The following is a 25,762-nucleotide window of genomic DNA, read 5'->3' on the forward strand; positions in this document are numbered from 1 at the left end:
ATAACATTAGTTCTTTTATAATATTATGATTAACAGGAGGTTGTTGCGTATCAAGGTTGTCCAGGTTTTGTATGCTTATTATCAGTCTAAGGACAAATCGATAGCAGATGCCGAAAAAGAGTTGTTGTTCAGCATTGAAAAAACACACGAGTTGTATTATTATTTCCTGCAACTTATTATTGAAATTACTACGTATGCTGAACGGAAGATAGAACAGAACAGGTCGAAGAAACTCCCTTCTTATGAAGACCTGAATCCGAATACCAATTTCATCGATAATAAATTTGTTAACCAGTTAAAGGAAAATGAAACATTTATACGTTTCACCAACAATAAAAAACTTTCCTGGGTTAACTATCCTGAACTGATAAAGAATTTATTTAATGAGATCAGGGAAAGTGAATACTATAACGACTTTATGGCACAAAAATCGCCTTCTTTTGAGGACGATAAAATGCTATGGGTTAAGTTGTTTAAGAAGATCATCACCGATAGCGAAGAATTGGGAAATACCCTTGAAGAGATAAGTATTTACTGGAATGATGATGCTGAACTGATCCTGAGTATGGTGCAAAAGACCATAAAGAAATTCGATGCTTCCAATGGAGCAAATCAGGAATTGCTGCCTATTTTTAAGGACATGGAGGACCTGGATTATGTGAAGATCCTGCTCCGTCAATCCATCCTGAATGCAAAAGATTATCAGGAAGACATCAGCAATACTGTTCAGAATTGGGATGCAGACCGACTGGCATTTATGGATATGCTGATTATGCAGGTAAGCATTGCAGAAGCTGTTGAGTTCACCAATATTCCGGTAAAGGTGAGCATTAATGAATTCATCGAAATTTCCAAGATGTACAGTACGCACAAGAGCAGTGTGTTTATAAATGGTGTGCTGGATAAGATTATTAAACAGTACATCGGGTCAGGGAAGATAAAAAAGACAGGCAGAGGTTTGATGGAATAAAATATATACTACCTTTGCAGAAATTAAAAGAAATCAAATAAATTAAACTGATTATGACTCAATTAGGGATTTTTCTCCAGACAGGTGGTGCCTCCGGAGCAGCCGGGAATCCAATGAGCGGCATCTTCATGATGGTACTCGTATTTGTTGTATTGTATTTCTTCATGATCCGTCCTCAGATGAAACGCCAGAAAGAGGTGAAGAAATTTCGTGAAGCCATGAAAGTTGGTGACAAAATTGTGACTGCCGGTGGTCTTCATGGTAAGGTTAAAGATATGAAAGACACTACGATTATTGTTGAAATTGCAGAAGGTGTTAAAGTTACTGTTGAAAAATCTTCTGTATTCCAGACAGGAACTGATATTGCCCAGAAGTAACAGTATAACGAAAGCATAAATAAATGGCATCTGTCAATTGACGGATGCCTTTTTTTATATATTTATGTGGCGCTTGTAATAGGTCAAATTGAAAATCCGGAGAATTTGTAATTTAAAAGATTCGGAAATGAAAATTTGTTTTCTCTTTTCATTTGTATAACAAAATTGGAGTGATATTTTTGACAAGCATCTAAACAGTATTTCATTAATCTGCTTAAATATGCGGCCTTGATGTGCCTTTAGTTATATTGAAGATACAATCTCCGACCTTAATGTTACATAACATCACTAACCCCTGGTTACATTCGCTATGCTCATTGACCCGGGGCTATCCCCGAAGCATCGGTGTTGAACCTTAGGGGCATAGCAATCGTGTGCTGGCCGCTGTAAAGGGTGCGGATTTGTGCGTTGGAGGACTTTCATATTATTATTTTCGGGTGAGTTGTTGAGGTTCTTTACAGCAAGCATTTTTTCGATAGTTTTTGATGCGTCAAAAAGTATCAACTGGGTGAATTCCGCTTGAAAAGAGGAAGAGGGTGTTAAAACCCTTAAAAAGGTTTGTAATTCCTTTATTTGGCTGCTGGCTACTGAGTTCTGTCGAAGTACTGTTATTGAGTTTATTGAAGGAGAGAGATAAACTCTACATATTACTCAATAATTTTTCGACTTTATCCGGATAATCCATGAATAAGAAAAAAATGCTATTTTTGAGCAACAATTGATGGTATGAAAAGCACCAGGGAAACAATTACTGATATAAATAATTTTTTTAAAACGCTGGCAGATCGGTTGAGGCATTTCAGACTAAAACGGGATTACCTCATCTTTATGGCTTTTTTCCTGTTGTCATTTATTTTCTGGTTGCTTAAATCGTTGAGTAAGCCCTATGATACGGATATAGATTTAGCGGTCAGATTTACCAATAAACCACGGGGTGTGATATTTGAAAAGGATCTTCCTTCATCCATTAAACTGAGTGTACATGATGCAGGGTTTCAGTTATTACAAAACATGCTGACTCCGAACATGAAATCTTTGACCATAAATCTGGATAATGTTATAAACCGAAAAGACAGGAAAATTTCCAATGGTCATTATTTCGTGCTGACAAAGGATTATGAAAGTGAAATAGAGCATGCTCTGGCCTCAACCACAGAACTTAAAGCCATTGAACCGGATACTTTGCATATCATATTCAGTAATCAGGTACGTAAAAAAGTACCCGTACGTCTTTTGGCAAATGTAACAGCCGGCAGACAGCGTTTGATCTCAGGAAATATAACATTTACACCGGATTCTGTATCAATTTTCGGTGCAGGACGTATTGTGGATACCATTGACGCGGTATATACCAATTATCAGGATTTTAAAAATCTTCAGGATACCTTGCGCCGGAATATTGGATTAAAGGAAATTGCAGGTGTGGAACTGGCGGAAAAGCGTGTGAACGTTGAGATTCCGGTAGAAACATTCACAGAAAAAATACTTGACGTACCTGTTATGGCAAAAGATTTTCCTGATTCACTGCGTTTAAGAACCTTCCCATCCAACGTAAAAGTATCGTTTTTTGTTGGTATCAGTCACTTCCCCAGTGTTACTGCGAAGGACTTTGAGGTCTTTATCGATTATGCATCCGTACAGGGGAAAGTATCAGGGAATGTATCTCTCTCATACACCACAGACCAGACCTGGATCACAAATATTCGCATTGTTCCCGAAAAAATTGATTACCTTTTGGAACTCAAACAATAGCAATGCTTAAAGTAGGTATCACCGGTGGAATAGGAGGTGGTAAAAGCACCGTCTCAAAAATCATTGAAGTATTTGGTTATCCGGTTTATAATGCCGATAGCCGGGCAAAATACCTGATGAACCACGATGATATCCTCAGGCAGCAAATCTCTGAATTATTCGGGTCTGAAATTTACAAAACCGGTGAACTGGACCGGAAAGCAATGGCGTCGAGAGTTTTTACAGATCCTGCTTTGTTAAAGCAAGTGGAGAGTTATGTGCATCCAGCCGTTTACCGTGATTTTGAGAACTGGAGTAGAGAACAGGCTTCAGATATTGTGTTTAAGGAAGCAGCCATTTTATTTGAAAGTAACGGGAATCTCACTGTTGATCGTGTGATTTGTGTAACCGCACCCCTTGAAACAAGGATTGCCCGCGTAATACATCGCGACCATCTGACACGCGAGGATGTACTGAACCGGATGAAAAATCAGTGGCCTGACAAGAAAAAAATTGAGATGTCCGATTACGTGGTATATGCAGATGATGACCATTCAGTTATCAGGCAGGTAGATGAAATCCTGAAAAACCTCAAAAAGACGTGAACCGCAGCCGTGACACCTTAGATCAGATAAAAATCAACGAAAGGGCATGAACCTCAATATTTCTAACCCTACTCCTGATTCCTGATTTTACACTGAGTTTATTGAGGTGTTGTATCTGAAATATCGTGTACCCAGATGTTATTATTGTATCGGATGTACAGCTTTTGGTTGTCAATTACCGGATGAGCAAAGGCATAGATAATGTTCTGAGCCGGAATCATGAACCGGCTGGTGATAGTGAAGCCGTTTTTGTCGGGAATGGCAAGCGCAACTTCACCGGTTTCAGTGAAAATAAAGAACTTATCATCTGCCATTACAAACGATCCGGGTTTAATATCGCGGCTTTCAAATCGTGTTTCTCCATTGTTCCATGCAACTCCCATCCATTGTTTTTTCCGGTCTGCTGTTCCAAAAATGGTTCCGTCCACCACCGTCATACCACTTAGTTTACAGTCAAAATCGGGATTTTGCCAAAGCGTATCCAGCTTACGGTTTGCATCATCAATGGTAAACATCACGGAACCTTCCCCGTAACCTGAAGAATAAAAAATCTGATCATCCTGATACAGCGGAGCCATCGGGTGGTTTCCGCGCCGGTCGGTTAATGCATGTTTCAGATAAACAGAGCCGTCATCAGGATTTAGCATCAGCAGGTTATTGCTTGTATTCATCAGGATCAGATCTTTGTTATTATGCCGGATCAGAACAGGGGAACAATAGGCATTTACGGCATTGTCTACGGGACAGGTCCAGACCAGCTTGCCCGTTTTTTTTGAAACAGCAATAACGTTATAGTCTTTTCCTCCGGGAGTTAGGATCATCAAGTCCTTGTAGATCAAGGGTGATTCCGTGTAGCCCCATTTGATCGGTTCACCGCCGTAAAGGTCGAAAATGTTTTTATGCCACAGGAGTTTTCCGTTTTTTATATTAACGCAAATCACATCGCCAAATGTACCGGAATAATACAGTTTACCATCTTCAATGGTAGGTGTACCGCGCGACCCCAGAAACCGATTGGTATATTCAGGACCGTATTCCACCTGCCAGAGCTTTTCTCCCGAGGGACTATAAGCGAATACATAACCCAGTGTATCGATCATCCCTGCCACAAAAATACCATCAGGAGTAATGGTAGGGGAACCGTAACCCATGCCGCATCCTTCAATAGTCATCACAAGTGGAGGAATGGAATCCCATTCTGAAGCGAGGTTTTTATCCGGATAAATACCGTCTCGATTGATTCCGCGCCACTGATAAATCTGAGCGCTGGAGGTTATTATAGTAGTCAAAAGCAGAAATAACGAGGTCAGTGTCTTCATATCATATTGTTTTAGTGGGATATAAAGATAGTAATTTATAGACACAAGATATAAGAATCAAGACACAAGAATCAAGACACAAGAATCAAGACACAAGACACAAGACACAAGACTTAAGAATCAAGACAAATTCTTCATTCCTAATTTTTCACCGGTCATTCGTAACGCTTCACCCGTAACCTGTCACCTGTAACCTGTAACTTGTCACCCGTAACTTGTCACCCGGTAAACGTGAATTGTTGGCCGTATTCCGTGAGGAGGTACCTGTAACTTACAACTTACAACTTATTACTTATTACTTATTACTTATTACTTACCACTTACCACTTACCACTTACTACTTGCCACTTACTACTTACCACTCAATTCATATAATTTCGTAGGGAATATTTCGTTACTTTTGCATAAACGCAATAAAATCATGAAATATATTTCTCCTTTTTTATTACTACTGCTTATCATACTTATGTCTTCGTGCGGACCATCGGATCAGGAACTGGCACAGAAAAAACTGGATTATGCTATTCACTTGCTGGACAGCAACGAATTTAATAAAGCCAAACTGGTAATTGATACGCTCAGTGAAGAGTTTCCGGGTCAGAAAGAAAAGATAGAGGAGGGACGTAAACTGTTGAACAGGGTGGAATTAAAGGAACAGATGAGTAGTCTGGCTTTTTATGACAGTATGTTAATCGTGCGAAAAAAAGATTTTGAGGAACTGAAAAAGAACTTTGTTTTTAAACCGGGACCAGGCAAAGGCTATGTTGGAACCTATGTTCAGAAACGTCAACAGGTATCGAATTCATATAACCGCACTTTTATTAAAGCCATTGTGGATGAAAACGGGGATTTTTATATTGAAAGTAAATACCATGGCAACAGCTTTATCAACCACGATGCAGTTAAGATTTATGACGAAGGGATTTACGCCGAAACACTTCCTGTACCCAAAGGTATAAATAACCGGCAGTTTGAGGATGGTGAAGAGAAATGGGAGAGTGTAAATTACAAAGGCGAATATGACAACGGTGCTGCGTTGTTTATTGCAAATAATGCACAGAAGAGACTAAAAGCTATGTATAAAGGCAAAAACCCGTATTACATTGTGCTTGAAAAATTTGATAAGGAAGCTGTGCGTGATGCCTACGGACTTTCAGAAGTGATTACCGAAATGCGTCAGCTGGAGACCAGCATAAAAACTACCGAAGAACGCATAGAAGAACTGAAAAAGAATATTTAAGTAACAAGTTAAAAGTAGAAAGTAGAAAGTAAAAAGTAGAAAGTAAAAAGTAGAAAGTAAAAAGTAAAAGGTAAAAAGTAAAAGGTAAAAAGTAAAAAGTTGTACACGTGTTATTCGTATAGACTTTTTACTCTCTTTTCACCTGTGTTCCTATTAATTTCAATGAGAATCTTGAGCTCAGCTAAAGCCTTATTCATACTTCTGTGATATCTAAGATGCTTTTTTAATGATATTCGCATCAATCATTAGCTGAAAGGAATCCTGCATCGTTTCTTCTACCGGACGGAACTTAATTCCCAGGTCGTGTTTTATTTTTGAATTGTCTGCGTTAAACTGTACGTTCACATTGTTTTTCACATAACGCCGCGAAAACAACTTATTGACGAAAGGTCCAACCAGCATCAGGAACCATTTTGGTAATGCTTTTCTGGGAATAGGGTATTTGTCGCCATATTTCGGAACCAGGGTCAGTGCCATATCCAGAATATCAGAATTATGACCCGATGTGATATATCTTCCTTTAGCTTTGGGATTAAACCCGGCCTGGAAATGCGCTTCTGCCACATCCCGCACATCCACAACACCAATGCCCATACGCGGCGCACCCATTTTCATTGTGCCGTCTCCAACCTGCTTCAGAATGTTATAGCTTTCAGAGGTTACTGTTGCCGGATTAAGAGCAGGTCCCAGCACAAAACTCGGATTTATGGTTACCAGTTCCCAGCGATCCTGACTTTTATACATTTCCCACGCCTTCTTCTCAGCCAGTGTTTTAGAATAGGAGTATGGCTGGTATTCCAGCGATGCTGTTGTATTCCATACTTCTTCAGTCAATACCCCATTCGGCGCTTTCAGGCAGTCGGTGGCATCGGTGTAAATGGCAGCACAACTGCTGGTTACCACGACACGCTTTACCGATTTTGTTTTATCGGCCTGATCCAGAACATTGGCAGTACCGTTTACAGCCGGATCGATCAGTTGTTTCTGTGGGTTTCTGACTTCAGTGGTAAATGGTGATGCCGTGTGAAAAACCACTTCGCATCCTTTCATGGCTTCTGCATATGAACCGGGTTCAAGCAGATCGGATTTAAAATATTTTATCTTTCCTGGAGCGTCTTTTGCAATTTTGTCAAGGTGAGCCACTTTGGTTTTATCGGTCGGGTTCCTGACCGCGGCATGAACCGTAAGTCCTTCTTCAAGCAATCTTTTTACCAGCCATCCTGCCACATAACCTGTAGCGCCTGTAACCAAAACGGGTTTTGTTTTATCAATATTAACCATATTCCTGTGTCTTTGTGTTTTAAATGTATTAGTGCTAATACAATATTTTACCACGAAAGTTCATTACTGCTGCCTTAAATTATCTTAATTGGATAGAATATGATGGTTAAGGGTGTAAAGCAGTATTCCCGCCAGATCAGAAACTGAAAACTGAAAATGACGGGAATACAAGAGAGGGGGTTTTTCCTGGCAGAACTTAATCTGCCGGGGCTATTGTTATCATTCCAAGATCTGTAACATTACCTGATGTAACAGTGATGTTGGATAGCGATGTATCTTTTAAACCGGAATTTTCTCCCGGGTCAATATATAAGGCGTAAGTGTCAGGATCAAGACCTTTTAAAAGGAACATGCCCGTTGTGTCGGTAAAGGTTCCCACAGAATCTTCACCCGTAATGGCATAAACAGCACAGCTGACAGAATCCGCACTAACCATTCCTTTTATGGTACCGGTGGATTGTTCCACAACGGTCCGGATCACCGGCTTCAGGTTATATTTACCCGAATTCCCAGCCTTGACGACTGATCCGGATGCATCAAAATCCAGTAGTATATCGTATGAAAGATCTGGATCAAGTACGCGGTTCACTTTTATCTTAAGCCCTGACTGTTGTGCACTCGGGGTACTTAACTTTACGGAATCGTCTTCGGTCACCAGGTAATTATTCTCACCAAGAATCAGCCTTATCTGGCTGATCATTCCCGACTTAATCTCATTTTCACCCAGTAAAGTGTCCACACCGTTGGTAAGCTTCAGCAGGTCGTACATGCCTGTATGTATGTTTGGAAGCGATACCCAGCCTGAATCTTCTTCTGTTACAGAATAGATTTTTACCTCCTGTATATCTACGTACACCGCTTTGTAATCGCCCGGCGAATCGGTTAGCTTTACACGTAAGGTACTGGTAGAAGAGGTCGTTCCTCCCTGATTTTCATCGCAGGACGTGAAAATGATTCCTGCAGACACAAATATCAGGGCAAGGCTAATTATCCTTTTTAAGATGTTTTCTGGTTTAAAATTCATAATTTTTCTTTTTACTGTTAAGATTATTGTTTTAAGATATGCATATCTGGTCTTTCTAACGCGCTTAACGCAGTGATGTTGCTAATCCGGTTTCGCTCTAATTATTTTTAACACAAAAAGACAAGTTTTACAAAATACATAACTAAGACAGATTAAGTGAACAGATTACGTAGTTAAGATTAATAAATATTTTATTTAAAATCATTATAGTATTATGTATTGTTTTATAAATGATTTATAAACAAATAATTAATTATTATCAAATGTTTTGAAATTATCAGGACAGAGAGATAATATGATCTATTCCTGATTTAATGCTTTGAGTGAATGCGAGGTTTATCTGTTCGCATTGAGCTGAATAATGCCCAGGTTTGTTACTATACCAATATCTACACCAACAGGAGGAAGTATGGTATCATTCAGGCCGGAGTTTTTACCCGGATCAATATATACCGAATATATTTCCGGTGAGAGCCCTTTAAGAACAAAGGCACCACTGGCATCTGTAAACGTACTTATGCTGTCGCCATTTGATACAGCATATACAGCATACGATACTGAATCGGGTTGCAGCATTCCTTTTATCGATCCGGTGCTTTGCTCTATCAGTGTCCTTAACAGCGGTTTGAGGATGTATTTGTCTGAATTTCCTGCAGTGATAACTGATTTTGCCGCATCAAAGTCCAGCACGATATTATAAATCAGATCGGGTTCCAGAAACTGATCTATGTGCAGTTTTAATCCTGACTGTTGCGCACCGGGTGTTTCCAGATGAATGGTATCTTTCGTTGTAACAAGGTAATTATCAGGTCCCAGCAAAAGCCGGATATGTGACAGGTAACCCGACGGAATTTCATTTTCACCCAGTAAAGTATCCACATTATTGGTCAGCTGTAACAGGTCGTATATACCGGTTTGTATTTCCGGTAGTGTGATCCAGCCCGAATCTGCTTCGGTCACAGCATATACCATTACGCCTTTAATATCTACGTATACAGCTTTAAAATCTCCGGGAGAGTCTGCCAGGGTTATTTTTAATGTACTGGTAGAAAATATGTTGTTCTCCATGTTCTTGTTACAGGAAACAAAGAATAATCCTGCGAAAACGAGAGCTAAACCTAAGCACTTAGTTTCTTTAAACATAGCAAACCGGTTTACGTTAATTACATTATAAAGACAAATGAGGGCTGGATTACACGTACTTATATATTAAAATATTGAAATTACATAGTTATTTTAATATCAATTAATATAATAATAAATGTTTGATTTCATATTTAGAGCGAAATATTTAACATAAATAGCTTAAATAATTTAGTGCTGAAAATCAGATGACTATTATGTATTTCAGTATTTTGCCGGCTTTGTATTCACCTTAGACGCTTCGATAAATGAACGGATGTCGTTGGTGGCTTTCCTCAGATCTTCCTGCCGGACGTACATCATATGCCCGCATTCGTAGGTTTTAAACGACATTCTGTCTTTCATTTTACCAGCAGGGTCCATTTGCCACATCATGTATTTGGTTTTAAAGTAGGTGGTTGCTCCATCGAAATAACCCGCCTGAAACATGACGTTTAAATACGGATTGTTGGCCATAGCCTGGCGCAGCTGATCACGTGTATGGTTATCCCGCAGATCCCATGTTTTAAGTGGAACCAGCATGTTGTATTTTACATCGGTCTTAAAGTTCAGGTCTTCGGCCATGTAATAATTGAGAGCAGGCGTGAATGCGTGCATCCAGGCCGACATTTCGGCATTGTAATCGGGACTGTCGCCGGCTTCGGATTTATCAAGACCAAGATAGCGGGAATCCAGTCTTCCGGTTGAATAACCGCTTTTATCGCGCAGCAATTCTTTCCAGAAATACGGCGTGGGAACGTCCAGGTTGTTTTGCAAAATAAACGTCTGTGATAAACCGGAATAATAAGCCATTTTTTGGGCGATGGCATTTTTTTCTGTTTCACCGATGAACCCACCTTTGGCCAGTGCAGGCATAAGCTCATTCAGGGTAAAGGCTTCCACTTCGGGAAGAATTTCTTCTAACGTTTTTTGTTGCAATGCATCGGGAAGCACCTTATGGTACCATGCTGCTGCTGTAAAATAAGGGAAGTTCAGTGTGGATGCCAAAGGACGGTCTGACATCAGCGAATTAAAGTCCGCCGGTGATACAAGGATCACACCGTTAAGGTACATCCATTGCTTATCCTGCAGTTCAAGAGCCAGACCTGAAACGCGTGTGCCGCCATAACTTTCACCAATAAGATATTTGGGCGATAGCCAGCGTTCATTTCGTGTGACAAAGGTGTTCAGCCATTCGGCCAGGTATTTGATGTCCGCGTTCACCCCGAAGAACAGTTTATTGTTCTTTTCTTTGTCAGATTCATTCAGCGGCCTGGAATATCCCGTTTGAACCGGGTTAACATACAGAATATCGGTGACATCGAGTACTGAATACGGATTTTCGTGCAGGCCGTAGGGTTGAACCGGGTAGCCATCCGGATCAAGATTCAGCTGCATGGGACCCGTATACCCAATCTGCATCCATACGGATGCCGATCCGGGACCGCCGTTAAAAGAGATCATCAGGGGACGTTTGGCATAGTCTGTAACGCCGGATTTTTTATAATAGGTGTAACTGAGTGTGGCAATTGGATTCCCGTCCTCGTCCCACAACGGTTGCATGCCGGTAACGGCGGTATAAGCCAGTTTTTGATCGTTGATAGTGGTGTTGTGTTGCGTAACCACCATGGTATCGACCGGGATTTTTAACTTTTGTGCGTGAAGCAACGGAAGTGTGAGAATCAGAAGGAAAAGAAACGTTAGTTTTTTCATTTTGCGTAAATTATGTATGCACAACAAGTTGTACCGGGTTAAAGTTTATGCGGTATTGATTGTAATTGGCCCAATTCCTTTTAGTGCAAGAGGTACGATATATGGGTAAAACTTACAACGTATAGGTTTTGAGTGCCGTAGGTACGACATCGGCAGGATTACTGGCGTGATCCCGTGGTGCTCCGAATTCCGAACGTAAAACCAACTGCTTCGCAGTTACTTTTTTTTATTTCTGCACAATTCTTCATGCAAGCATGAGAATAGCTTGAAATAAAAAACCCAACACGTTAACGTGTTGGGTTTTACGTTCTTAGTGATTCCGGCGGGATTCGAACCCACGACCCTCTGCTTAGAAGGCAGATGCTCTATCCAGCTGAGCTACGGAACCAGTAAGTTATATTTTTAAATGTCTGAACTCTTTTCAGATGCTCCATCTTCCCAACATTTGGGAGAACTACGAAACCAATCATCGCTAAAATACTTTCATTAAAGCATTTTTATTTGAGCGGTGCAAATATATATAATTTGAGAATGAGGGCAAAGAAAAAAAACAGTTCTGTTAAATTGTATTTGATTTATGTTCTAGATCCCTATCTTTTATTACATAAGTTTTAGAAATTTAATCATGATTAAAGAGAGAAAAGAGTGGTAAGTTTTTACGGATTAGAAATTTTGAACAAAATAGCCGCAGCGTGGAACGCTACGGCTATCGCACAATTATTAATTTTGGAAACAGGATTCTCTATTCCCGTTTTTCTTCTTTATTAATCTTTTGTTCTGATGTTTTCTTTACCGGAACTTTCTCTTTTAGTTCTTCTTCTGAACTCTCGGTTTTTTTAACCTCATTTTTCAACTTTATATCCTCTGAAGGAGGTGGCGGTTCAACCGCTTCACCCATAACAGCCTTTTCGGATTCAAGCTTTAATTCCCACAGCGACAGATAAATTTCCTCGTATGGTTCATCTTCATCATCCGGATCTTCAGCCACAAAGGCAATAAATTTGTACTGATGCCATATATCATCTTCCGGTTTACGCTTCCAGTATTGCTTGTTGGATACTTTGAATAAATAATACGGGTTTCCAATTTCTTTGGGTCTTCCAATTTCATCAAATATCTCATCAAGAATACTACTTGCAATCCTGTTTGCATTTGCTCCATAAGGAATTAACGCCGTTGCACTGTTTAACAACTGTCCGGAGGTAGTTTTCAACTCATCTATTATTTCTGTTGTAAGATTATTTGAAGTATCTACAGCACTTACAAATATTTCTGAGGAGTGAGGTAATAGTTTTAAAGTATGAATATTCAGTACCTCGGTATCAATTAAATATAATCTTCCGACATCAATATCAGAGGATTTGGGTTTTGAGTTTATAATGCTCGTTGCATCATCATTCTTAATTATGCCTACAATCTGTGGATCTTCATCAAATCCTGGTGCCTCGTATGAAGCAAGCACCATGATTGAATTTAACTTAACGGTAAACCTCCACCATCTTTCAGAACCTTCATTGATAGGTAAGACGACCTCTTCTTTAAAATCAATGATTTTATGCTTATTCTGGTTATAAATTCCCGGGAAAAAATCCGCATGCTTCCTTTTTACCCAGTTCGCAAAACTGTTTGAATTATAATATGTCATAATATTGAAATTTAAGGTAGCCATTGTCATTAATTTTATCCATTAGGATTTAAATGAAAATGACCTGGTTGAAAATCAAAAAAACGGATGTGAGTAAAAAAGGAGAAGTTGAAATGTTATATCAAAGATGATATCACTATTTGCATGATAAATTTAAAGCATTATGATGAAAATATCAACTTAAAATATTGATCTCTATTATTTTATTAACCGGAAGGTATTTTGACATTATGCGATGATCGGTAAGCTTGTGTAATGGAAGAATATCATTATTTACTCACGGCAAAGCATGGAATAGAAATGTTGTAAACAAATTAATCGTGGCGAGGCCGTTACGGTTAATTATGAAACTTTAGATTTTCATCCACACCTTCAGTGTGGGTATTCGCTGTGCTCATCAGCCTGACATTGCATGCCAGGCTGGAATCGCTAAAGCTTTTAGCCTTTGGTTTAACCTGCAAAGTTGTCCAACGCACCGGAGTAAAGTGTTAAGTTTGAAATCCGGTCTGAAGGACCGGGAGCACCAAAACAGTACGGAGTGCCGGGTTGCAGACCTGGTGGAGGTTCAGCCTGTAGGGCTGGAAGAAATCCTCCGTCCTTCAACTGACGGACACTTCCTTTTGAAAAAGGAGGACATATTATAAGTTGTTGTATGGGATTATTTGCGTCGTTAAAATCAAACGACGGGAGAAAGGAAAAGTAAAAAACCGTAGCAGTTACGCTACGGTTGTCGGGTTAATTAAAACGAACCTCCATATGGTTAATAAGACATAGGTTACTCGTTTCTGTAAATATCGCTGTTATTATTGTTTTCAAATGTGTTATTCGAAATAACTGGAGTAATATCGTACCAAATATAAATACCATACCCTTCGTTTTCTCTTATTGCGCAATTTGTTACACTTACATTTGACGAATGAATTTCTATAGCAGCATCTTCATCATCGCTGCTAGCACCGGCCCCGTATTCTATAATGCAATTATCCAGTTTAGAACCTGCTTTGGTGTATGAACCAAAAAGAATAAGCTGCCAGTCTCCTTTGGATGGATATGACGCGGCGGACGTAAATGTAACAGGATTGGATGTTGTGCCTGTAGCTTTTATAATTCCGCTGTCTTCGTTTCCTACCACAAAGGCCCCGTTAGCTTTTAGTTTAATTGTAGTTCCGGCATTTATTGTCATTACGGCATTATTTCCGTTTATGCTTATCCAGTCATTTACAAAATAAGGTGCTGTTTGAGGCTGCCAGGTTACGTTGGTTGTGACATCAGAAATAAGGATCAGGATGCCATAGTTCCCGTTTGGTGTAAAGGTGTTGCCCGATCCGATATTGCCTGCAGCTGTTGCTGAAAGGATCATAAGATGTTTTTCACAATCTTCGATTCGGTTGTTGGTGAACGCATTAAATTCAGATTCGTTGTTCAGGTAGATCCCACAATTCTTAATATGACGGATTGTACAATGAGACATTTTTACTTTTGTATAATATAGTTCAATAGCAGCAGTTTCATCATCGTATGCAGATTCTTTACCTCCATATTCAACGGTACAGTAAGTCAGTTCGCTTGCCGATGCTGAATTTTTATCGTAAAAATAAATCCCGTCCCAGTCACCGGATTCGGGATTGGAAGATGCTGAAGTAAAGATGATAGGTTTATCGGCGGTACCAATGGCTTTAAGTGAACCATATTGTCCGTTTCCAATATTCAGAGAGGCGTCTTCTTTGAATTTTATAACGGTTCCCGGTTCAATAACCAGATCCGAATTAACAGAAACATATCCTTCAATGGTCCACTCTTTGTCTGCCGATAAAGTGGTGGGAGAGTTAACGTCTGTTACAATATTTTCGGTTATGTTTTCTTTTACTTTAACACACGAGGTAATAAGGGCAATAAGCCCGAACGCTGTCAACATCAGAATTTTTCGGTTCATTTTAAAATTGTTTTAGTGAATAATAATGGTTTGTTTACAAGCTGGCTTTACTTATTTGCAATAGTCAGGCTAAGCATTGTTGTAAGCAAAATTAGAAGATGGCTGAACCAAAAAATTGTAAAAAACGGACATAAATTGAGGGCATATTATTTCATGGAAATGTTATTTCATCCTGTTTGAGAAAGGTTATGAAGTTCATATATCGGCGGTCCCTGTTAAATAATGTGTTGGGTGTTTCTCCCGTAACTGCTTTAAAATCGTTGATAAGATGAGCCTGATCCGAATATCCGCATTCATTGACGAGTGAGAGCCATTCCGGTTTTGTTTTTACCGGCAGATTTCTGATCATATAACTTATGCGGGCAATTCTTGCCAGTTGTTTTGCAGATAACCCGATGCGCTCCTTAAACAGGCGACGCAGATAGCGTTCGTTCAGGTTATATCTTGCAGCTAGTTCCTGTATTTTTATGTTGCCATTATGAGCGGTTAACTCGTCGCAAATACTATCAACTATGTGGGGCGGTTTATGTGATGTTTGCAACTTCTGTTCAATATATTCGGTTAAAAGGTTTATGCGTTGTGTTGTTGTACTACAATTTTTTATCAGGTCGTAAAAATCACTGGTAATAAAGGGCATGGCATCAACACAGTAGTTTTGGGAAATATATCCCATGTTGATCCCGAAAATCCGGTACAATCCATAAGGTTTACATATGATTACAATGCTATCGGAATCGCCCAGGGAACGCAGGAACAGGAAATGGTTAATATTGCCGATAAAAAATGTGGTTGGCAGAATAAACGGACTGAAATTGGCACCCGATAAGGTGAACGTTTTTTTAAAATGTATAACCCATCCTGTACAACAGTTGGGTATAAATTTATCTTCCAGCGTTTCCCCGTTTGTTGTAAACTGAGTGGATGTTATTTGTATAATTACATCTTTTAATCCATCAGGAATAGTGTGCTCTGTGGAAAGTGGAGTAACCATAAAACAAATATAATTCAATAATCATTCCGTAAAATACGTTATTGAACTTTTTTGTGTATGTCAAAAAAAATAATTATTCTTTGGAAATTTTTAAGGAAATGCAATTTATCCAGGCCAGGATATATTCAACCACACTTTCAGCGTGGGTATTCGCTGTGCTCATCAGCCTGACATTGCATGCCAGGCTGGAATCGCTAAGGCTTTCAGCCTTTGGTTTAACCTGCAAAGTTGTCCAACGCACCGGCGTAAAAGCGTTAAGTTTGAAAGCCGGTCTGAAGGACCGGGAGCACCAAAACATTACGGAGTGCCGGGTTGCAGACCTGATGGAGGTTCAGCCTGTAGGGCTGAAAGAAAACCTCCGTCCGTCAACTGACGGACACCTCCTTTTGAAAAAGGAGGACGAATTATACTAAGTTGCCCGTAAATGTTAGCAACGTTAAAATCAAACGATGGGAGAAAAATATACCGTAGCGAGGATATTATTCTTCGTTTTTTTGTAAACCGAATTTTATTTTAATTTCGCTTCTTTTGGCCTGATTACCAATCTGTCGTAAATTACTAAAGCTAAAATAGTAACAATACCAATACCTGTAATTACATACCAAATTTTATTTGGTTGATAGTGATCCCAAAGAAATTGTGTCATTTCATTTTGTGTCATTCCCAGTTTCTGAGAAGCAGATGCGAAGTAATCGTTTTTTGTAAAAGTCTGAGTTATTTCCGGCATTGCAATTCCTCTGTTTGCCACTTCTAATTGCAACAGGCTTAATTTATCAGACCATGCCTCGTAAAGATTACCTGAAACAAATGTTGTTAAGAAATTACCCAGGAAAACCGGCAGGAAGTAAGTCCCCTGGTATAAGGCTTCTTTCCCTTTTGGAGATATCAATGCTATAAATGAGGAGAACGTTGGATTCGTCATCATTTCACCAATGGCGAAAATCATTATTCCCAGTATGGTATAGAAACCATTCCCGGTATAGAATGTAATCCCAATACCTATGGCGGCAATGAAAAATCCCGTTATCATGGCACTTACATGACGCATTTTTAACACAAAATACGACACGATTAACTGGAACAATATGATAGAGCCTGCATCAAGATTAACTAACATTTCCGGTTTAACGGAATCACTGCCGCCACTCATTGCGCTGGCAATCCATGGAGAGATCTGTGCAATTGAGTCATGCAATGCTTTGGTATTGACCCAGTCTTCAATAAAAGTTGGGAGTGTATAAAACAGTTGATTAAACATTGTCCAGAAACCAACCATTATTATAAGTAATACGGAAAGACGTCTGTCTTTAACAGCTTCCCAGATTTTAACCAGGGAACTTTTAATGGCTTCTGAGATTGTTTCTGTATTTTTTTCTCTGTCCTTTTCTTTATAAAGTAGTAAAACGATTACCAGGTTTAATGTAATCACGGTAGCTGCCTGAAGAAATATTAATTTCCAGCCAAATTGAGTACGCAGAGTTGAAGATAAAGCTGGTCCAATAAATCCACCAATATTGACCATCATGTAAAAAATTCCGAAACCTAAGACAGAATTAGACTCATCGGTATTTTTGGCAACAATACCAGAAGCAACAGGTTTAAACATGGCTGCACCTACAGCTACCCATAAAAACACAATAAAAACCATGGCATATGATTGCACTTCACCCATTACATAGTATCCGGAAATCAATAATACGTAGGCGATTATTAAAGATATCTTATAGCCAATTTTATCTGCTATAACCCCGGTAAATAATGGCAATAAGTACAAAATTGCAGTTACAATTCCCATAATTTGTCCTTTCTCTATATGTGAAAGTCCCAGTCCACCTTCATCTGTTGATCCGGTTAAGTAAAGTGCCAAAACTGCAAATAGTCCATACCAGGCCCAACGCTCAAGAAGTTCCATCGTACTTGCAATCCAAAATCCTCCTTTAAAAGATTTCATGACACCAAAAAATGATTTCTTATCTGTACTCATTTTTATTTCGTTTTTATTGTTAGTCCTTTATCTCAACCCTTGTATTATAAAGTTGTTTCTTTGAAATCTTCCATTTTTGTACTGTATGTCAGAGTATTAAACACAATTGGTATATATCTGTATAAAATTGGTTAATATTTTATGAAAATGCAATTTATCGAGGCCCGGATTTATTCATCCACACTTTCAGCGTGGGTATTCGCTGTGCTCATCAGCCTGACATTGCATGCCAGGCTGGAATCGCTAAGGCTTTCAGCCTTTGGTTTAACCTGCAAAGTTGTCCAACGCACCGGCGTAAAAGTGTTAAGTTTGAAATCCGGTCTGAAGGACCGGGAGCACCAAAACATTACGGAGTGCCGGGTTGCAGACCTGTGTGGAGGATCAGCCTGTTGGGCTGGAAGAAATCCTCCGTCCGTCAACTGATGGACACCTCCTTTTGAAAAAAGAGGACGTATTTACAAGTGGTTGTCTGGAATTATTGGCATCGTTGAAATCAAACTATAGCGAGGAAAATATACTGTATTGGGGACGTTACGGTTAACTTGGAACTTGGGATTTTCGGTCACACCTTCAGTGTGGGTATTCGCTGTGCTTATTAGCCTGACATTGCATGCCAGGCAGGAATCGCTAAGGCTTTCAGCCTTTGTTTTATCTTGCAAAGTTGTTAAGTTTCAGTCCAACGGACTGGTAACAAAAGTCCTGTGCACCGCACCGGAGTAAAAGTGTTAGGGTTGAAAGCCTGTCTGAAGGACCGGGAGTCCCCAAAAGGTATGCAGTGCCGGGTTGCAGATATGTACGGTGGCTACAGTCAGTTGAGTAAACAAACTCCACCAACCGGAACGTATATTTCCCTTGTAATAGGAGGTAATACGAGATATTTACGTAATTGATTATATACAAACATTGTCAACATTTTCATTTTTAGAATGTTAATCACTATAAATAAGCTGAGTGAATATTTACGAAGTACATAAATCTAATCCGGATATTTTTACACAAATATCATTCAGGGACAATTTGTTCCTTTATTATGATTGTCCGCAACAAGAGCAGATACTGACTCTATATTCCAATCACAATCAATTAGCTTTTACGATTTCAGGTAAGCGAATCATACATCACGGAGATAACCAATGGACAACCAGCGAAAGCAAAGGATTACTGGTTAAACGGTGTGCGTTTTTGCAGGAACTTCCCCCTGATTTTTCAGGATGGAATGTTTTAGTATTTTATTTAAAAGACGAATACCTAAAGAAAATCTTCAATGAATTAAGAGGACACCTTGATTTTAAAAATTTGCCGACAACAAACGGGAGTATTGTAGAAGAATTTGAGATCAATGATAGGATCCGCGTTTGCTACCATAGTATTCTTCCTTATTTTGAAAAGTCAAGCCCGCTGCCTGAAGATATTTTTGAGTCCAAGTTTAAAGAATTACTTTTCAACGTTCTTATTGCTCCCGGGAACAGGCACATGCTTTCATATATTAGTCAGATTAGTGATGGATACGTTACGCCAATATGGGAAATCATGGAGTCGAACTACATGTACAATTTAAGTCTGTCTGAGTTTGCACAGATGGCGAATAGAAGTGTAAGTACTTTCAGGAGGGAGTTTGAAAAATATTATCACAATACACCCGGAAAATGGTTAACACAGAGAAGACTTGAACGAGCAAAAAGATTTTTGGAATCAGGAAGTAAACCCATAAGTGAGATTGCGTTCGAATGTGGCTTTGAAAATGTCTCGCACTTTAGCAGAATATTTAAGGAGAGATTCAATTTATCGCCTACAAGTTATCGTTCACAAAATGAGTAATCATACAAATTCACCTGAACAGGAAAACAAAAAAAATGATTATCTAAGAAAAACACTCTGATATATAACACTTTAACTTTGTGATGTAATTATTAATCATTAAAAATTAACATCATGAAAAGTTTATTGTTTATATCGCTGGTATTTTTTTGTGGAACACTTTTAGCACAAAGCAACGATTCTTCCGAACCAGGAGAAAAAGTAATTGTAGACAACGACAAAATAAAAGTCGTTGAACATATCAGTCAACCAAAGGGTGATGTTTGTGGATTAGGAATGCACCACCATGAACCACATTTAACTATCGTTCTAACGGATTCAAAAGTCCGGATTACACCCGAAAACGGGGAACCTCAGGATATAGAGGTAAAATCAGGAGCTTCAATTTGGTTCGATGCTGCTGAAACACATTCAGTAGTTAATACAGGAGACCAGCCAACAAAAATGATACTGGTATATCTGAAAGAATAGCAGACAGGCCTATCGCTTATGAAGGGCTGACTGAAAAAATCCTCTGCCCCTGACGCTTCGTTCAGGGGGGCCTCCTTTTGAAAAAGAGGACATAATAGTTGTTGCCTGGGATTATTTGCATCTTTAAAATCAATCGAAAAGGAGAAAAATAAACCGTAGCGAGGATGCTATTATGAATTATGGAACTTTAAATTTTCAACCACACCTTCAGCGTGGGTATTCGCTATGCTCATCAGCCTGACATTGCATGTCAGGCTGGAATCGCAAAGGCTGAAAGCCTTTGCTTTAACTTACAAAGTTGTCCAATGCACAGGAGTAAAGTGTTAGGGTTCTAATCCGGTCTGAAGGACCGGGAGCACAAAACCCGGTACTTTAGAAAAAGGAGGAGAAATTATATATTAATGCGGAACAGATATTTCCCGTTGTCGTTTAAACGCTTCAGCGTACCAGATTAATTCATCAATGAATCTTGCCGTAGAAGATTCAATTCTGCTATTGTTCGGTTCAAGGTTTTCGTTGAATAAATTACCGACAACCGGAAACGGGAGCATAGAAGAAATAGCAGGCATTCCCAGTTCTCCGAGGATTGCTCTCAGGTGAACACCTGCTCTTACTCCTCCGAATGAACCGGCCGAATATGTTGCAATGGCCGACGGTTTAAAATAATATTCGCGTTGAAAATGATCCAGTAAATTTTTTAGTGCAGGTGGAATGCTGTGGTTATATTCTCCTGAAACAATTAAAAACGCATCCGAACTTTTAAAAATACCCGATAATTTCTCCATTACCTCAGGAGCTGTACCCGGTTTATACTCCTTAAACATTTTGTCCAGTAAGGGTAGGCTGTACATTTTGGGATCAATAAAACGAACATTTAAATTCCGGTCTGTTAATTTTTGCTCAAGGTATTTTGCCACTTTAATGCCTCGTCTTTCCGTTCGTACAGAACCATATATAATACTTATTGTTAATTCCATCAATCGGGATTTATGCGTTTATATATGAATAAAACTTACCAGCGAAAACCATTGTTCTTTATCGGTGTAAATGTTTTGAATTTTTAACCCTGTCAATGTTTCAAACTTACGGATATCAGCTAATGTGAATTTATGAGAGTTCTCTGTGTGGATTGTTTCGCCGGCTTTAATATCTATTTTTTCATCGAACAACGGACTTGAAATACGCATGTTTTTTGCTGCTTTAAGGTGCATCTCTATTCGGGCTTCCTGTTCATTATAAAAAGCGTAATGTTCAAAATTACGTGTGTCAAAGTCCGTCTGAATGATTTCGTTGATTACATTCAGGATATTTTTGTTGAACCGGGCTGTAATTTCCTGCGAGTCGTTATACGCTTTATGCAATATGCTAATATTTTTCACCATATCAAGGCCTAGTATCAGCTGGTCTCCGGGATTCATGATGCGTTTCAGGTTCATCAAAAAATTCGTTGCCTGCTTTCTGTCAAGGTTGCCAAGCGTGCTGCCGAAAAAGCATATCAGTCGTTTTTGCTCCCCGGGTAACTGATCCAGATGTTTTAAAAAATCGGCGAGTAACCCATGAATCGTTAGGCCCGGATACTTGAGCGAAAGGATATCCGCTGATTTTAACACTGCGGCCTCGCTCACATCTACAGGAATGTAATTAATATGTTTCATCCTGTTTTTTTGAACCGCGTCAAGCAGAACCGATATTTTTGTGCAGTCACCGCTGCCAAGTTCTATAATGTCAATATTGGTATAATGACCCGGAATATTGGTAGCGTTAGCTTTTAAAATGGCTGTCTCGGTTTTTGTGGGATAATATTCCGGTAAGGATGTGATTTCTTCAAAAAGTGCGGATCCTTTTTCATCATAAAAAAAGCGGCTCGAAATATATTTTTGTTCTGCTTTTAGCCCGTCCAGAATCTCATGCAACACATCACTTTCATTCTCGGTGGACAGATAATTACTTATGGTCAGATGCGGATTTACCTGTATGGCAATATCAGAATTATTCATGTTGAAATAGTTTACAATTTATTTGTTATGAGATATTCTTCAGGGATTCCGGTTTCGAACGGGTTGGATGGATCGGAGCTCCATTCAAACCAACCGCCGTCGTAAACCGATACGTTTGGCCAGCCCATCAACCATGCATTAAACCATGCTTCGCTGCCCCGCCATCCGGTTCCGCAGTAAAAGGCCAGGTGTTTATCCGGTGTAATCCCACGATTTATCCATATATCCGCAGTCTCATGAAACTCACGCGTGGTATGATCAAAATTCCTGTAGTTTTCCATATGGTAGGCATCGCTTCCGCAATCGGCAAACACGGCACCCGGAATACGGCCTTTGGGTTCAATATAATTATACCCGCTGACTTCGCCGATGTATTCAGGCCAGCTTCGTACACACACCAGTTCTGCATTGGTTGCGGCAAGTATCTCCTTTGCCTCCGGAGTATCTACGGCCAATTCGGGATGTACCGGTATTGCGGATCCGAAATCAGGGACCGGTATTTTAGGTTCATCCGTATAAGATACTTCAAAACCTTCATCCGTCCATGCCTGAAATCCACCATTCAGAATGCGAACATCCTTAACGCCCGCATAAAGCATGATAAACGCGATTCGTATGGCTCCGATATCGCCTGCTGCACTGCCGGGGAAAGGATCATTATTGTCAGGATACATAAATTTTCCATAGACCACTACAGTTGTATCAGACGTAATGCCGTGTTGCTCAAACGTTGCTTTCAGTTCTTCAGGAGATCGTCGGTTCCATGTTTCAGGCGCTTCCACTGCAAGGGTATCCATATCGATGGCTCCTGGGATATGTCCCGTAAGATAGGCATCTCTGTTTCTGTAATGTGCATGAATAACCTTGTACCTGGTGTTCGTGTAATGCTCAGGTTTTTCTCCTGAAATTAACCGGTTCACCCATTGAGCGGACACAAGATTTTGGTAACGTTTAAGATGAACCATAGGTAATGAATCGTCGGTGGCCCACTCATCCGTAAAATTCAGATAAAGGCTGATGTTCTTATATCCGAATTTTAAAAAACTATCTGCTACCGTTTTAATTTCTTCTTTTTCGTATCCGTAGATTATGATCTCATCGGAAGGCTGAATGTTTTTATGCCTTACCATTTCTATCCAGTCTATATATTTCGTCCATTTGTAAGGAAGACTTTTGGCCCCTTTTATGTGGCCTTCCCTGGATTCATTTCCGGGCTTCCACCCATTATAGGCATCCACAGGCCGGATATCGATAAGTTTTACTCTGTTGTTGTTCAGTTTTCGGATTAGTTCTGATGTTGTAATTACGGTATGTTCCTGTAGCATAGTTTTTATTTTATTGTTCTGTAGTGCTTTTGTTTATCCTGTTTTAATGACCTGTTTCATGAACAGGCAGGTGCTCAATTATTGCTTTAACTGTTGACCGGTTGTGATAATCCGGATCAAACTGTCGCCAGGTAATGATCCCTTTTGTATTGATGATATAGGTGGCCGGAATGGGCAGTCGTTGTGAGTCATCGGAATGGCTTTCCTTTAACTTTGCGTTCAAAACGGTATTATATGTAAAAAGTGTTGCCAGCGGAGGTGTAAAAGTAACATCGTAGGCATCGGCTATTTTATATCCGTCATCATATAATAAGCGGAATTGTGCCCCGGTTTTTTCTCTCATTTTATCCAAATACTCAGGTTTTTCCGGTGAGACGGCAATCACGGTTGCTCCTTTTTTAGTTACAAGTGACAGACTATCCTGAATAGTGGCGAGGTGTTTATTGCACACGGGACACCAAAAACCACGGTAAAATATTAATACTACGGGACCGTCTTTCAGTGCTGCCGAAAGATTAAATTCAGAACTATCCGCATCAATAGCGGAAAACAATGGCGCTTTTGTACCGGTATTTAAACCCTTTGCATCCTCTGCACGTCTCGTTTTCTGCGCATGCAAAAATGAGAACGATAATGTAAACAGAAGTGTGATTATAACAGATTTCATTTGAAATTTTTAAGGATTCAGACGAAATTGTGGCATTAACCTTACAGGAAAAATGTATTAAATTTTATTGCGTTTTTTGCTTGCTTTCGCTTTTGGATTAAAATCAAGGCAAAGCTGTATCCAGTATTCCAGATCTTTTTCGGTGTCGAGACTTTCGGGTTCAACATACACATAGCCGATCATGGGGCGTTTTGTAAAATCCATTTCCCTGCATCCCTTCTTCTTAAGTGCCTCTTGGTAAATTTCCGGGTCAATACGTGCCATCAGATTGTTCCTGATGATGCCCGTGCACATTTTGTCGTTAACCATAAAGCACAGTCCACCCATCATTTTCTTTTCTTCGAAGGATACGTTTTTATGTTTGAATGTTATTCGAATGCGATCTACTAAATATTCATCGTATGCCATAATTCTGTTCTGTTTTGTGCGAAAACCGGAAAGTAAAGAGTAATTAAGGGAGGTTTATTTTTAAACAACGGATATGTGCAAAATGTTTGTGGACATGTGATTGATGATACGAATAATGTATGTTTTTCAGCCACACCTTCAGCGTGGATATTCGCTGTGCTCATCAGCCTGGCATTGCATGCCAAGCTTGAATCAGCAAGGCTTTCAGCCTTTATTTTAACCAGTAAAGTTGATTAGTTTCCATGCCAACAGACCGGCAGCAAAAGTCCGGTGCAACGCAATGCGGAGTAAAAGAATTAAGATCGAAATCCAGTCTGAAGGACTGGGAGTATAAAACCCGGGACGCAGTGCCGGGTGATGGCCTGTGCAATGGATCAGCCTGTAGGGCTGAAAGAAATCCTCTGCCCCGATAATTCCGATAGTTATCGGAAGGGACAGCTCCTTTTAAAAAAGTAGGAGATATTAGTGTGTCGCACTAAACGATTTTATCCGACTCCGAACATGAATTTCAGACCAAGGAGCAGACCTCCGGGTTGAGCTAAATTCATAGCCTGTTTGCCTGTGTCACTTAACTGATAATAGCTGTCATGCAGGGTATAAGCATTCGATTTTGTGTTGATGGAATAACCTAAGGATAATACGACTTTGGATGATTTTCCTACTCTTATATTATAGGAGTAAACCAAATCGATACTTAAAACCGGAAGTAGATCCATTTCCAGTTCTACCATTTCATCATCCGGTTCGACCGGTAGTTCGCTTGAGAAATTGTCCATTCCTGTCGCATAGCTGACGCCAAGACTAAAGCATGATTTATAGCCGGCTTCTTTTGTATAAAAGTTCAGACTACCACGCAATTTATAGCCCCAGCTGCCAATTCCGGCAGAGGCACCGAATGAATTCTTACCGCCTACTGGAAGTTCCATAGCAATACCCGCAATACCCATTTCATTTAGTCCGCCTCCAAGTCCGATAAATATAGCAGGTGTATGTTGTACTGTAACCTGTGACTGAAGACCAATAAAGGAAAAGCAGAACAATAGAATGATGATAACTCTTAATGGCTTACGGTTCTGTGACTTTTTCATTTGAAGTTATATTAGAGAGTTTAAACTGAGTACATTTTTTGAGGTATATAAAA

The 25,762-nt window shown here is 39.6% G+C and carries 27 protein-coding genes and 1 tRNA gene; 12 read left to right on the forward strand and 16 right to left on the reverse strand.

The genetic code is table 11. From position 1 onward, the window contains the following. Positions 1 to 25 precede the first annotated feature (25 nt). The 4 genes from ACE1ET_RS00255 (at position 26) to coaE (ending at position 3,683) form a co-directional block, all read left to right on the forward strand. Complete coding sequence (locus tag ACE1ET_RS00255; protein ID WP_375726343.1) at positions 26 to 970, forward strand: transcription antitermination protein NusB; 945 nt, start codon at positions 26 to 28, stop codon at positions 968 to 970. Between the two features lie 53 nt (positions 971 to 1,023). After that, positions 1,024 to 1,347: a preprotein translocase subunit YajC gene (gene yajC / locus ACE1ET_RS00260; protein ID WP_375726344.1), complete on the forward strand. Its 324-nt coding sequence runs from the start codon at positions 1,024 to 1,026 to the stop codon at positions 1,345 to 1,347. Positions 1,348 to 2,073: 726 nt separating this feature from the next. Then, entirely contained in the window at positions 2,074 to 3,099 is a 1,026-nt protein-coding gene (locus tag ACE1ET_RS00265; protein WP_375726345.1) for a CdaR family protein, read from the forward strand. Positions 3,100 to 3,101: 2 nt separating this feature from the next. Further along, positions 3,102 to 3,683 (forward strand): dephospho-CoA kinase, encoded by a 582-nt coding sequence (gene coaE / locus ACE1ET_RS00270; protein ID WP_375726346.1) that lies wholly within the window; start codon positions 3,102 to 3,104, stop codon positions 3,681 to 3,683. Between the two features lie 98 nt (positions 3,684 to 3,781). Here coaE and ACE1ET_RS00275 read toward each other — a convergent pair whose 3' ends face one another. Continuing rightward, positions 3,782 to 5,002, reverse strand: coding sequence for an outer membrane protein assembly factor BamB family protein (locus tag ACE1ET_RS00275; RefSeq protein WP_375726347.1), 1,221 nt, complete (start codon positions 5,000 to 5,002; stop codon positions 3,782 to 3,784). Positions 5,003 to 5,423: 421 nt separating this feature from the next. On the opposite strand from ACE1ET_RS00275, the gene ACE1ET_RS00280 reads away from it, so the two are divergent. After that, on the forward strand, positions 5,424 to 6,242 hold the full coding sequence (locus ACE1ET_RS00280) for a hypothetical protein (RefSeq protein WP_375726348.1): 819 nt from the start codon (positions 5,424 to 5,426) through the stop codon (positions 6,240 to 6,242). A 210-nt stretch (positions 6,243 to 6,452) separates the two neighbouring features. Here the strand turns inward: ACE1ET_RS00280 and ACE1ET_RS00285 are convergent, their stop codons facing one another. From ACE1ET_RS00285 to ACE1ET_RS00310, 6 genes are all read right to left on the reverse strand, one after another. Beyond that, positions 6,453 to 7,523, reverse strand: coding sequence for an NAD-dependent epimerase/dehydratase family protein (locus tag ACE1ET_RS00285; RefSeq protein WP_375726349.1), 1,071 nt, complete (start codon positions 7,521 to 7,523; stop codon positions 6,453 to 6,455). 196 nt (positions 7,524 to 7,719) lie between these two features. Then, positions 7,720 to 8,547, reverse strand: a complete 828-nt coding sequence (locus ACE1ET_RS00290) for a DUF4382 domain-containing protein (protein WP_375726350.1) — start codon at positions 8,545 to 8,547, stop codon at positions 7,720 to 7,722. A 336-nt stretch (positions 8,548 to 8,883) separates the two neighbouring features. After that, positions 8,884 to 9,690 (reverse strand): DUF4382 domain-containing protein, encoded by an 807-nt coding sequence (locus ACE1ET_RS00295; RefSeq protein ID WP_375726351.1) that lies wholly within the window; start codon positions 9,688 to 9,690, stop codon positions 8,884 to 8,886. Positions 9,691 to 9,894: 204 nt separating this feature from the next. Further along, positions 9,895 to 11,382, reverse strand: a complete 1,488-nt coding sequence (locus tag ACE1ET_RS00300) for a S10 family peptidase (RefSeq protein ID WP_375726352.1) — start codon at positions 11,380 to 11,382, stop codon at positions 9,895 to 9,897. Positions 11,383 to 11,696: 314 nt separating this feature from the next. Then, positions 11,697 to 11,770 (reverse strand) — tRNA-Arg (locus tag ACE1ET_RS00305). Between the two features lie 354 nt (positions 11,771 to 12,124). Next, positions 12,125 to 13,051, reverse strand: coding sequence for a hypothetical protein (locus ACE1ET_RS00310; RefSeq protein WP_375726353.1), 927 nt, complete (start codon positions 13,049 to 13,051; stop codon positions 12,125 to 12,127). Between the two features lie 353 nt (positions 13,052 to 13,404). On the opposite strand from ACE1ET_RS00310, the gene ACE1ET_RS00315 reads away from it, so the two are divergent. Next, entirely contained in the window at positions 13,405 to 13,671 is a 267-nt protein-coding gene (locus tag ACE1ET_RS00315) for a hypothetical protein (RefSeq protein WP_375726354.1), read from the forward strand. 131 nt (positions 13,672 to 13,802) lie between these two features. On the opposite strand, the gene ACE1ET_RS00320 is transcribed toward ACE1ET_RS00315, so the two are convergent. Then, positions 13,803 to 14,960, reverse strand: a complete 1,158-nt coding sequence (locus ACE1ET_RS00320; protein ID WP_375726355.1) for a right-handed parallel beta-helix repeat-containing protein — start codon at positions 14,958 to 14,960, stop codon at positions 13,803 to 13,805. A gap of 151 nt (positions 14,961 to 15,111) precedes the next feature. Beyond that, positions 15,112 to 15,951 carry a helix-turn-helix domain-containing protein gene (locus tag ACE1ET_RS00325; protein WP_375726356.1) on the reverse strand — a complete coding sequence of 280 codons (840 nt, stop codon included), beginning with the start codon at positions 15,949 to 15,951 and terminating at the stop codon, positions 15,112 to 15,114. 80 nt (positions 15,952 to 16,031) lie between these two features. Here ACE1ET_RS00325 and ACE1ET_RS00330 point away from each other — a divergent pair, with 80 nt between their 5' ends. Beyond that, positions 16,032 to 16,364 carry a hypothetical protein gene (locus ACE1ET_RS00330; protein WP_375726357.1) on the forward strand — a complete coding sequence of 111 codons (333 nt, stop codon included), beginning with the start codon at positions 16,032 to 16,034 and terminating at the stop codon, positions 16,362 to 16,364. Positions 16,365 to 16,459: 95 nt separating this feature from the next. Here ACE1ET_RS00330 and ACE1ET_RS00335 read toward each other — a convergent pair whose 3' ends face one another. Next, complete coding sequence (locus tag ACE1ET_RS00335; protein WP_375726358.1) at positions 16,460 to 17,935, reverse strand: MFS transporter; 1,476 nt, start codon at positions 17,933 to 17,935, stop codon at positions 16,460 to 16,462. Between the two features lie 141 nt (positions 17,936 to 18,076). Between ACE1ET_RS00335 and ACE1ET_RS00340 the strand changes: the two genes are divergently transcribed. The 3 genes from ACE1ET_RS00340 (at position 18,077) to ACE1ET_RS00350 (ending at position 20,224) form a co-directional block, all read left to right on the forward strand. Further along, positions 18,077 to 18,358, forward strand: coding sequence for a hypothetical protein (locus tag ACE1ET_RS00340; RefSeq protein ID WP_375726359.1), 282 nt, complete (start codon positions 18,077 to 18,079; stop codon positions 18,356 to 18,358). 528 nt (positions 18,359 to 18,886) lie between these two features. Next, the gene (locus ACE1ET_RS00345; RefSeq protein WP_375726360.1) at positions 18,887 to 19,753 is read left to right on the forward strand and encodes a helix-turn-helix domain-containing protein; all 867 of its coding nucleotides are present in this window, start codon (positions 18,887 to 18,889) and stop codon (positions 19,751 to 19,753) included. Between the two features lie 114 nt (positions 19,754 to 19,867). Continuing rightward, positions 19,868 to 20,224, forward strand: coding sequence for a cupin domain-containing protein (locus ACE1ET_RS00350; protein WP_375726361.1), 357 nt, complete (start codon positions 19,868 to 19,870; stop codon positions 20,222 to 20,224). Positions 20,225 to 20,622: 398 nt separating this feature from the next. On the opposite strand, the gene ACE1ET_RS00355 is transcribed toward ACE1ET_RS00350, so the two are convergent. The 5 genes from ACE1ET_RS00355 to ACE1ET_RS00375 are packed head-to-tail and all read right to left on the reverse strand — an operon-like array spanning position 20,623 to position 24,621. Next, positions 20,623 to 21,201, reverse strand: coding sequence for an NADPH-dependent FMN reductase (locus tag ACE1ET_RS00355; RefSeq protein ID WP_375726362.1), 579 nt, complete (start codon positions 21,199 to 21,201; stop codon positions 20,623 to 20,625). Between the two features lie 18 nt (positions 21,202 to 21,219). Next, entirely contained in the window at positions 21,220 to 22,221 is a 1,002-nt protein-coding gene (gene egtD / locus ACE1ET_RS00360) for an L-histidine N(alpha)-methyltransferase (RefSeq protein WP_375726363.1), read from the reverse strand. Positions 22,222 to 22,232: 11 nt separating this feature from the next. After that, a complete protein-coding gene (locus ACE1ET_RS00365) occupies positions 22,233 to 23,546 on the reverse strand; it encodes a rhodanese-like domain-containing protein (protein ID WP_375726364.1) in 1,314 nt (437 codons plus the stop codon). A 43-nt stretch (positions 23,547 to 23,589) separates the two neighbouring features. Further along, positions 23,590 to 24,213: a peroxiredoxin-like family protein gene (locus tag ACE1ET_RS00370; protein WP_375726365.1), complete on the reverse strand. Its 624-nt coding sequence runs from the start codon at positions 24,211 to 24,213 to the stop codon at positions 23,590 to 23,592. Positions 24,214 to 24,270: 57 nt separating this feature from the next. Next, positions 24,271 to 24,621: a TfoX/Sxy family protein gene (locus ACE1ET_RS00375; RefSeq protein WP_375726366.1), complete on the reverse strand. Its 351-nt coding sequence runs from the start codon at positions 24,619 to 24,621 to the stop codon at positions 24,271 to 24,273. A 75-nt stretch (positions 24,622 to 24,696) separates the two neighbouring features. On the opposite strand from ACE1ET_RS00375, the gene ACE1ET_RS00380 reads away from it, so the two are divergent. Both ACE1ET_RS00380 and ACE1ET_RS00385 read left to right on the forward strand, forming a co-directional pair. After that, complete coding sequence (locus tag ACE1ET_RS00380; protein WP_375726367.1) at positions 24,697 to 24,858, forward strand: hypothetical protein; 162 nt, start codon at positions 24,697 to 24,699, stop codon at positions 24,856 to 24,858. A 5-nt stretch (positions 24,859 to 24,863) separates the two neighbouring features. After that, positions 24,864 to 25,034, forward strand: a complete 171-nt coding sequence (locus ACE1ET_RS00385) for a hypothetical protein (protein WP_375726368.1) — start codon at positions 24,864 to 24,866, stop codon at positions 25,032 to 25,034. 72 nt (positions 25,035 to 25,106) lie between these two features. On the opposite strand, the gene ACE1ET_RS00390 is transcribed toward ACE1ET_RS00385, so the two are convergent. Beyond that, complete coding sequence (locus ACE1ET_RS00390; RefSeq protein WP_375726369.1) at positions 25,107 to 25,709, reverse strand: hypothetical protein; 603 nt, start codon at positions 25,707 to 25,709, stop codon at positions 25,107 to 25,109. Positions 25,710 to 25,762: the final 53 nt, after the last annotated feature.

Source organism: Quyinboa mangrovi (genome assembly GCF_042219825.1).
Lineage (GTDB): Bacteria > Bacteroidota > Bacteroidia > Bacteroidales > UBA5342 > JBHJHP01.

Excerpts from the sequence above, each read along its gene's own strand:
- ACE1ET_RS00255 (WP_375726343.1), top strand. The coding sequence starts at position 26 with ATGATTAACAGGAGGTTGTTGCGTATCAAGGTTGTCCAGGTTTTGTAT.
- yajC (WP_375726344.1), top strand. The coding sequence starts at position 1,024 with ATGACTCAATTAGGGATTTTTCTCCAGACAGGTGGTGCCTCCGGAGCA.
- ACE1ET_RS00265 (WP_375726345.1), top strand. The coding sequence starts at position 2,074 with ATGAAAAGCACCAGGGAAACAATTACTGATATAAATAATTTTTTTAAA.
- coaE (WP_375726346.1), top strand. The coding sequence starts at position 3,102 with ATGCTTAAAGTAGGTATCACCGGTGGAATAGGAGGTGGTAAAAGCACC.
- ACE1ET_RS00275 (WP_375726347.1), bottom strand. The coding sequence starts at position 5,002 with ATGAAGACACTGACCTCGTTATTTCTGCTTTTGACTACTATAATAACC.
- ACE1ET_RS00280 (WP_375726348.1), top strand. The coding sequence starts at position 5,424 with ATGAAATATATTTCTCCTTTTTTATTACTACTGCTTATCATACTTATG.
- ACE1ET_RS00285 (WP_375726349.1), bottom strand. The coding sequence starts at position 7,523 with ATGGTTAATATTGATAAAACAAAACCCGTTTTGGTTACAGGCGCTACA.
- ACE1ET_RS00290 (WP_375726350.1), bottom strand. The coding sequence starts at position 8,547 with ATGAATTTTAAACCAGAAAACATCTTAAAAAGGATAATTAGCCTTGCC.
- ACE1ET_RS00295 (WP_375726351.1), bottom strand. The coding sequence starts at position 9,690 with ATGTTTAAAGAAACTAAGTGCTTAGGTTTAGCTCTCGTTTTCGCAGGA.
- ACE1ET_RS00300 (WP_375726352.1), bottom strand. The coding sequence starts at position 11,382 with ATGAAAAAACTAACGTTTCTTTTCCTTCTGATTCTCACACTTCCGTTG.
- ACE1ET_RS00310 (WP_375726353.1), bottom strand. The coding sequence starts at position 13,051 with ATGGCTACCTTAAATTTCAATATTATGACATATTATAATTCAAACAGT.
- ACE1ET_RS00320 (WP_375726355.1), bottom strand. The coding sequence starts at position 14,960 with ATGAACCGAAAAATTCTGATGTTGACAGCGTTCGGGCTTATTGCCCTT.
- ACE1ET_RS00325 (WP_375726356.1), bottom strand. The coding sequence starts at position 15,951 with ATGGTTACTCCACTTTCCACAGAGCACACTATTCCTGATGGATTAAAA.
- ACE1ET_RS00335 (WP_375726358.1), bottom strand. The coding sequence starts at position 17,935 with ATGAGTACAGATAAGAAATCATTTTTTGGTGTCATGAAATCTTTTAAA.
- ACE1ET_RS00340 (WP_375726359.1), top strand. The coding sequence starts at position 18,077 with ATGAAAATGCAATTTATCGAGGCCCGGATTTATTCATCCACACTTTCA.
- ACE1ET_RS00350 (WP_375726361.1), top strand. The coding sequence starts at position 19,868 with ATGAAAAGTTTATTGTTTATATCGCTGGTATTTTTTTGTGGAACACTT.
- ACE1ET_RS00355 (WP_375726362.1), bottom strand. The coding sequence starts at position 21,201 with ATGGAATTAACAATAAGTATTATATATGGTTCTGTACGAACGGAAAGA.
- egtD (WP_375726363.1), bottom strand. The coding sequence starts at position 22,221 with ATGAATAATTCTGATATTGCCATACAGGTAAATCCGCATCTGACCATA.
- ACE1ET_RS00365 (WP_375726364.1), bottom strand. The coding sequence starts at position 23,546 with ATGCTACAGGAACATACCGTAATTACAACATCAGAACTAATCCGAAAA.
- ACE1ET_RS00370 (WP_375726365.1), bottom strand. The coding sequence starts at position 24,213 with ATGAAATCTGTTATAATCACACTTCTGTTTACATTATCGTTCTCATTT.
- ACE1ET_RS00375 (WP_375726366.1), bottom strand. The coding sequence starts at position 24,621 with ATGGCATACGATGAATATTTAGTAGATCGCATTCGAATAACATTCAAA.
- ACE1ET_RS00385 (WP_375726368.1), top strand. The coding sequence starts at position 24,864 with ATGCCAACAGACCGGCAGCAAAAGTCCGGTGCAACGCAATGCGGAGTA.
- ACE1ET_RS00390 (WP_375726369.1), bottom strand. The coding sequence starts at position 25,709 with ATGAAAAAGTCACAGAACCGTAAGCCATTAAGAGTTATCATCATTCTA.